At 74.9% G+C, this 7,759-nt stretch carries 4 protein-coding genes and 1 pseudogene; 2 read left to right on the top strand and 3 right to left on the bottom strand.

Annotated features, from left to right (window positions below; translation table 11 throughout):
- Together MXD60_RS22795 and MXD60_RS22790 are read left to right on the top strand one after the other, a co-directional pair.
- Positions 1–455: pseudogene (locus MXD60_RS22795) on the top strand (phage shock envelope stress response protein PspM); the annotation flags it as partial.
- A gap of 576 nt (positions 456–1,031) precedes the next feature.
- A complete protein-coding gene (locus MXD60_RS22790; protein ID WP_248821382.1) occupies positions 1,032–1,529 on the top strand; it encodes an RNA polymerase sigma factor in 498 nt (165 codons plus the stop codon).
- Positions 1,530–1,609: 80 nt separating this feature from the next.
- Here the strand turns inward: MXD60_RS22790 and MXD60_RS22785 are convergent, their stop codons facing one another.
- The 3 genes from MXD60_RS22785 to MXD60_RS22775 form a co-directional block, all read right to left on the bottom strand.
- Positions 1,610–2,512, bottom strand: coding sequence for a DNA-formamidopyrimidine glycosylase family protein (locus MXD60_RS22785; RefSeq protein ID WP_248821381.1), 903 nt, complete (start codon positions 2,510–2,512; stop codon positions 1,610–1,612).
- Between the two features lie 62 nt (positions 2,513–2,574).
- A complete protein-coding gene (locus tag MXD60_RS22780) occupies positions 2,575–4,023 on the bottom strand; it encodes an MFS transporter (protein ID WP_248821380.1) in 1,449 nt (482 codons plus the stop codon).
- Positions 4,020–7,759: Lhr family helicase (locus MXD60_RS22775; protein WP_248821379.1), on the bottom strand; the 3,740-nt coding region annotated here is incomplete at its 5' end. The genes MXD60_RS22775 and MXD60_RS22780, both read right to left, overlap by 4 nt.

The raw sequence follows: 7,759 nt of genomic DNA, 5'->3' as shown, positions 1-7,759 counted from the left end.
CGCGGCCCGCCCCGCCGGGGCGCGCGCCCGGGGGGGGGGGGGGGGGGGGGGGGGCCGGGCCCGCCCCGCTGCGCCGGGGTGAGGCCGCGCAGAGCGCGCTGGCGGCGATGACCAGGTCGGTGGGTGCCGGTCCCGCCCGGTCGATGCTTCGGGGCGCCGTGGCGGGCGGCGTGGAGCTGGTCGACGGACTGCGGGTCGGCGCGGCCAGGGTCGTGGCGTGCGAGGCGGCCATCCGGGCGGTCGCCGATCCCGCCCGGCGGGCGGAGCTGGTCCGGGCCCGGGACGGTCTGGCGGCGACGATGCGGACGTCGACCGGCGTCTTCGACGATCTGCTCGTGGCGGCCGGCGAGGTGGTCGCCGGGGTGCCGTCGGCGGCGCTCGGACTGGACCGGCTGGAAGCCGACACGCAGGCGCTGCGGCAGTACGCGGCGGCCCTGCGGGACCTCGCGGGTTAGTACGGCACCGACGGGTGTCGCGGGCCGGTCCGGGTTGTGCTTGGGCCGGTACGAACGGAGGGGCCCCCTACACCCCTGTCACCAACGCAACTGGGTGGCACCTTGGGGTCAGCGGCGGCCACGTTCACGACCGGTCCGCCGGCCACGCTCCGTAGCGCATGGCAGTTAGGCATAGGTCAAGTTGGGGCGGGCGACGTGCTCCGCTTGGGATTGCCCGCCTTTTGTCACCATTTGGAGGCGTTGATCCGCCCTGAGATCAACGGTTCCAGTTCCGTAGCGAGAGCGGTGAGTTAGCGTTGTTCTGTCCGCACCTGGGTCCGGACGGGGCGGCACTGGCTTGCCCAGGAGTGGATGTGTAATGTCCGGCTTGTCCAAAGCTCGCTGCCTGGCGCGCAGCGGGCACTAAAGAGACCAAGGCGCGTCGCGGTCGCACTCCGGTACTGGCGCGTACCGGCTGACCGAGATGTCGCTGGGGGGTGGCGCGGTCCGAGTAATCCAGAGGTGGACTAAACCGTGACATGCCCTGCCGGGGAGATCCTTCCGGTTGATTCCGCATCCGCAACATCGGCAACAGCCGTGGCCGAACTGGATCGGCCCTACAGCGAGCAGCGCTGGTCGCTGATGCTCCCGCATCGGGAGCGCCTGATCCACATAGCTCGTCGTCGGCTGCCCAGCAAGGCCGACGCGGAGGACTGCGTGCATGAGGCGTTCATTCGTGCGGCTGGCTTCCGCGACCTCGACGCGAACCGGGTCGGTCAGTTCCTGACGACCACGGTGCTGCGCCTCTGCGTCGACCACCACCGGGCCCGGCAGCGGGCCGAGCGGGCCGTCGTCCGTGGGTACCTGCAGTCCTGGGAGCCCGCTCCGGACGACGCGGTCTGCGACCGTGCCGAGGCGCGCTGGCTGCTGTCCCGGGCGGGCTCGCTGCGCGGCCGGGAACGCCAGGTGATCATGGCGCGGGCGGCCGGAATGAGTACCCGTGAGGCGGCCGCCGATCTGGAGATCAGTCTCAAGGCGGCCGAGGGTGCCTTCACCCGCGGACGGGCCCGCCTGATCAGCTTCTCCCGGAACTGACGGCCAGTCAGAACCGGGATGACAGCCGGATCGAGCCAGGCACCATCGTCGTCGAGCATCGTCGTCAGGCGCGGGCTTCCTCAGGAAGCGGCGTCGCCGAAACGCTGCCGGCGACGGGCGGAGCGCACCGTCGCGCCCGCCCCGGAACGTCCGCGGCCAGCGAAGGCTCCCGCGGGAGCCGTCGGTCCCGCCTGGCAGCGCGGACACCAGGTGGTACGCCGGCCTTCGTCGTCGATCTGGCCGGGCGCACGGCCCTGGTCGGCAACGAGGATCCGGCTCGCGCACCGTCGGCAGGGCCGCCCGGCCCGGCCGTAGACCCAGTGCTCCTCCCCGGGCCGCGTGGACCCGGTCGTCACCTGATGCCCACCGTGGGCGCCGGCTTCGATCATCGCCTGAGCTCGCCGGACGAGACCTGGCAGGTCGGGTACGTCGCCCACGGGCGTCCAGGGTGACACCCCGGCAAGGAAACACGCCTCGGTACGCCAGATGTTGCCCAGACCGGCGAGGTTTCGCTGGTCGAGCAGCGCGGCGCCGACCAGGCGGTCCGGCCACGCCCGCAGTCGACCGACCGCGGTGTCCAGATCCCAGTCCGGGCCGAGCACGTCCGGGCCGAGATGGCCGACCGCATCCTGTTCCCGGGCGGTCGCCAGCAGCTCGACGATCGCCAGTCGGTAGCCGACCGCGGTGCGTTCGGCTGTCGTGAGCACCGCCCGGATCTGCCAGCCCGGGCCGCCCGACCAGCGCGAACCGGGTTGGTACAGATGCCAGGACCCTTCCATCCGGAAGTGGGTGTGCAACGTCAGACCACCGTCGAACCTGGTCAACAGGTGCTTGCCCCGAGCCGCCACGCCCGTGATCCGCTGACCCGACAGGTCCGCCGTGGCCAGCCACGGCACCCGGAACTCGGTGCGCAACAACGGCGCGCCGGCGAGCGCGGAGTCCATCCGCCTGGCAGCCCGCCACACGGTGTCACCCTCCGGCATTCTCGCGTCACCTCACTGCCGCCGTGGACCGCCTGGCGCCGCCTGGCTCGTCCTCGTCCCCGTCAGGAAACCCGGGCGGGCAGGGGGCGGGCACCCCGCCGGTCCGGCAGCCGACGGACGGCGACCAGCGCCCCCACCAGGCCGACGAGCACGGTGAGCCCGAAAGCCGCGGCCAGCCCGGCATCCGGCGTGCCGTTCGCCGCCTCGCTCGCGGCCACCGCCACTCCGCTGATCCCGGCGCCGAACGCCGTGCCCAGATTGTCGGTCAGCGCCACCGCCGTGCTCGCCGCGCCGTGGCGTTGCTCGGGCGTCTCCGCCAGCACGAGGGTGACGACGGTCGAGTACGACATCCCGATGCCCAGGCCGGCGAGCCCCCAACAGGCGACCGGAACCGGCAGCGGTATGCCGGGAAGCAGGACGGTGGCGAAACCGCCCGTGCCGAGTGCGACGAGGGCCAGTCCAGCGCCGATGAGGTCGCGCTCCCGGGCCCGTCCCGACAGCCGGGCCTGGGTCCAGGATCCCGCCGTCCAGCACAGGGTCGCGCTGGACACGGCCAACCCGGCCGTCGTCGTCGACGAGTGTCGCACCGCGGTGATCGACAGCGGCACGAAGGTGTCAGCTCCGAAGAAGGCCCAGGTCAGCAGCCCTCGGCAGGCCACAGCGGCGGGGACGCCCCGACGCAGGGTCAGGGTGCCCGGGGGCAGCAACCGCCGCAGCGGCCCCAGCCCGCAGCCGATCCCGGCCACCACCAGCGGCACACCGAGCGGCGAGCGGCTGCTGAGCCCGGCGAGCAGAAGCCCGGCGCCGACGGTGACCCGCACCGCCGCGACGACGGGAGCACCGCCGAGGCCACCGTCGCCACCAGCACCCGCCGCCGCGGGCACCGCCCGTAGTGCCCGCAGCGCGACCAGCCCCGCGGCGGCCGTGAGAGGCAGGAGCCCGCCGAACACCCAACGCCACCCCACCTGCGCGGCGATCAGGCCGGACAGCGCCGGACCGCCGAGACCGGGCACCACCCAGGCGGTGGACAGCACCGCGAACACCCTGGGCCGCAGTGCCGCGGGGTAGACCCGGCCGATGGTGGCGTAGGCGATCGCGGGGATCGACCCGCCACCGAGCCCCTGCAGCCCACGGGCGACGACCAGCACCGGCATCGACGGGGAGACGGTGGCGAGCAGCAGCCCCGCACCGAAGAACCCCAGCCCGACGGCGAAGGGACGCGCCGGACCGGACCGGTCGGTGCCCGTGCCGGCGAGCACGATGCCGATGATCGTGCCGAGGAAGAACGCGCTGGTCGCCCAGCCGTACAGGCCGACGCCGTGCAGGTCGGCCGCCACGGCGGGCAGGACCGTCACGACCGCGAGCGCCTCGAACGCGACCAGCGTGACGATCGTGACGAGCCCGGCGGTGAGGGTCCGCAGCCGCCGGTCCCACAACGAGGTCACCGCCGGTGCCCCACTGCTGCCGCCGGAGCTTTCAGCCCCCTTGCTTCCAGGCCCCTGAGGGGTCATGCCCGCAGGCGCAGGCCGCCGCGCGGCGTCGGGTGGAACCCGGCCCGGGTCAGGGCCGCGCCGAGCGCGCTGGCGGCCACCGCCTCGCCGTCCGCCTTCTCCACGGTCAGCCGGCCGAGCGAGCCGTCGACGACCGCGCGGGCCAGTGCCTCGACGGCGAGGCCGATGATGTGGTCGTCCGCGTTCCACGACAGCAGCGACCGGCCGCCGCGCTCCACGTAGAGCACGAGGTCGCCGTCGACGAGGACGACGAGCGCACCCGCCTTGCGGCCGGGGCGGTGGCCCGCCGCCGTCTCCGCCGCCGCGTCGGGTCGCGGCGGCCAGGGCAGCGCGGCCCCGAACGGGTTCGCCGGATCCGTCGCCGCCAGGACCAGCCCGGCGACCGGCGCCTCGGACGATCTGGGTGAGGTCCTCGCTCCGATGCCCGCCGGCGCGCGGCCGGCGCGGTCGTCGGGGTGGCCATCCGGACCCTGCGCCCAGGCGGGGGCGGCTGCCGCGTCCCGCTGGGCACCGGAGATCGCCCGCAGCCGGTCGACCGCCCCGGGCACGGCGAACTGGGCCGCGCCGAGCGACTCGACGAAGTAGCCACGCCGGGCCCGGCCGGCGTCCTCGAACGCGCTGAGCACCCGGTACACCGCGGCGAAACCGCCCGGCGCGTGCTCGGCCGTCACGGCGCCGCGGGTGACGATGCCGTGCCGATCGAGCAGCGCCTCGGCCTGCGCGTGGCCACGCCGGGTGGAGTCCTCGTCGCGTTCGGGCAGCAGTGACCAGCGACCGGCCGCGCTGGGTGGCCCGGTCCGGCGCGGCAGCACCGGCCGACCGTACCGGGCCTGGCGGGGGCGGGGTGCGCGCCGCCGCCCCGCGGCCCCCGCCGTCCCGCCGGTCGCGCCGAGCACCACCCGCAGCGGCGCGAGCGTGTCGTTGGTGACCAGCCCGGCCCAGACGAGATCCCACAGGGCCGCGTTCAGCGCGGCGTCGTCGACGGACTCGACCCGGTCCGACAGGGCCCGGAAGAACAACGCCGCCCCGTCGGCGAGCGCGTCGAGGATCCCCGCGTGCATCGGCCCGGCGGCCGCGTCCAGATCGGCGGGCGGCAGCAGCAGGCTCGCGGCGTCGGCGGTGACCAGGGTGAGCCAGCCGTCCCCGCCGGGCAGCCCACCGGCGCCCGCCCAGTGCACCTCGCCGGCCGAGCACAGCTCGTCGAGCTGGGCGGGGGAGAAGTCGCTGATCCGCGCCGGCAGCACGAGTGACTCCCAGGCGCTGGCCGGGATCAGCGCGCCCTGGAGCTGCTCGACCACCCGCAGGACACCGTCGACGCCGCGGGCGCGCCCGCCGGTCACCCCCTGCCAGGCTGGCAGGAACGCGCCGAGCGCGCGGGTCGGGGTGGGTTCGATCTGCCGGCGCAGTGCCGCGAGGCTGCGCCGGCGCAGCATGCGCAGCACCTCGGCGTCGCACCACTGCACGCCGGTCCGGTCCGGATGCAGCTCGCCGCGGACCAGCCGGCCGCTGGCGGTCAGTGCCTCCAGGACGGTGACGACGACCGCCGGCCCGAGCCCGAGCCGGCGGGCCGGCTCCTCGGCGTCGAACGGACCGTGGGTGCGGGCGAACCGTGAGATCAGATCCCCGAGGGGATCGCGCACCGGCTCGGTGAAGGCGTCGGGCACTCCGACGGGCAGGGGGACGCCCAGAGCGTCCCGCAGCCGGCCGGCGTCCTCGATCGGCGCCCAGCGTTCCTCCCCGGCGATCCGTACCCTGATGATCCGCCGTCCGTGCTCGAGCTCCGCCAGCCACTGGGCGGTCGCGCCGCGGGCCTCGGCCTCCTCGGTGGTCAGGTCGCCGACGATGCGCAGCAGGTCGGCCACCCCCTCCGCGTCGCGGGCCCGGCGCTGCGGAGCCAGCCGGGTCAGTTCCGCGGTGACCTGGGCGAGCGCCGTCGGGTCGATGAGCTCCCGCAGGTCGGCCTCGCCGAGCAGCTCGGCGAGCAGGGAGCTGTCGAGCGACAGCACCTGGGCGCGTCGCTCGGCGAGCGGGGCGTCCCCCTCGTACATGAACGCCGCCACATAGCCGAACAGCAACGCGGCGGCGAACGGGGACGGCGACGAGGTCTCCACCTCCACCACCCGCAGCGAGCGCGACGCCACCTCACGCATCAGTCCGACCAGCGACGGAGTGTCGAACACGTCCTGGAGGCACTCCCGCATCGTCTCCAGCACGATCGGGAAGTCGGTGAACTCCGCGGCCACCGACAGCAGCTGCGCACTGCGCTGGCGCTGTTGCCACAGCGGCGTGCGCCGGCCGGGCGTGCGCCGCGGCAGCAGCAGCGCCCGCCCCGCGCACTCGCGGAACCGGCTGGCGAACAGGGCACTGCCGCCAATCTCGGCGCGCACGATCGCGCCGATCTCGTCCGGGTCGAACACGGCCAGGTCGGCGCCCGGCACCGTCGCCGCGTCCGGGATCCGGGCGACGATCCCGTCGTCCGTGTGCATGATCTGTACCTCGGTGCCGTACTGCTCGCGCAGGCGGGCGCCGAGCGCGAGCGCCCACGGCGCGTTGACCGGCGCCCCGAACGGCGAGTGCACCGCGAGCCGCCAGTCGCCGAGCTCGTCCCGAAACCGCTCGACCACGATGGTGCGATCGTCGCTGAGGTGGCCGACGGCCGCCCGCTGTTCGCCGAGGTACCGCAGCAGGTTCGCGGCGGCCCACTCGTCGAGACCGGCCGCCCGGACCCGTTCGGTCGCGGCCGGGGCGGGCAGTCGGCCGAGTTCCCGCAGAAACGCGCCGAGAGCGCGGCCGAGTTCGGCCGGCCGACCAGGAGCGTCGCCATGCCAGAACGGCAGCCGACCCGGCCGTCCCGGCGCCGGGGTGACGAGCACCCGGTCGGCGGTGATCTCCTCGATCCGCCAGCTCGACGAGCCGAGCAGGACCACGTCGCCGACCCTCGACTCGTAGACCATCTCCTCGTCGAGCTCGCCGACCCTGCTGGCCTTCTCGCCGACGAGGAACACGCCGAACATCCCGCGGTCGGGAATGGTCCCGCCGCTGGTCACCGCGAGGCGTTGCGCGCCGGGTCGGCCGTGCAGCGTGCCGGTCTGCCGGTCCCAGGTGATGCGGGGACGCAGCTCGGCGAAGTCGTCGGACGGGTAGCGACCGGCCAGCATGTCGAGCACCGCCTCCAGCACCGAGGCCGGCAGCGACGCGAACGTGGCCGTGCGACGCACCAGCACGCCGAGGTCCTCGACGGACCAGTCGTCCATCGCGGTCATCGCCACGATCTGCTGGGCGAGCACGTCGAGCGGATTGCGCGGCAGGCGCAGCCGCTCGATCTCCCCGACCCGCATCCGCTCCGCGACGACGGTGCATTCGAGCAGGTCGCCCCGGTGACGGGGGAGTACCACGCCCAGACTGCTGGCGCCCACCTGATGGCCCGCGCGGCCCACCCGCTGCATGCCGGCCGCGACACTCGGCGGCGAGCCGATCTGCACGACCAGGTCGACCGCGCCCATGTCGATGCCGAGCTCCAGGCTCGACGTCGCGACGACCGCCGGCAGCCGGCCCGCCTTGAGGTCCTCCTCGATGAGCTGGCGCTGCTCGCGGCTCACGCTGCCGTGATGCGCCCGCGCCACCTCCGGCCAGGCCGGGTCCACCCACCCCGCGCCGGCGGCCCGCCCCCCCCCCCCCCCCGCGCCGCCCGCCCGCGGCGGTGGCGGAGGTCGGGCGGACGCCCGCTCGGGAGGAT

This window comes from Frankia sp. AgB32 (genome assembly GCF_023243045.1).
Classification (GTDB): domain Bacteria; phylum Actinomycetota; class Actinomycetes; order Frankiales; family Frankiaceae; genus Frankia.
This window is presented reverse-complemented; position numbering and strand designations above follow the sequence as displayed.

Bases quoted from the DNA above. Each gene is read 5' to 3' on its own strand.
- MXD60_RS22780 (WP_248821380.1), bottom strand. From the start codon at position 4,023: ATGACCCCTCAGGGGCCTGGAAGCAAGGGGGCTGAAAGCTCCGGCGGC.
- MXD60_RS22785 (WP_248821381.1), bottom strand. From the start codon at position 2,512: ATGCCGGAGGGTGACACCGTGTGGCGGGCTGCCAGGCGGATGGACTCC.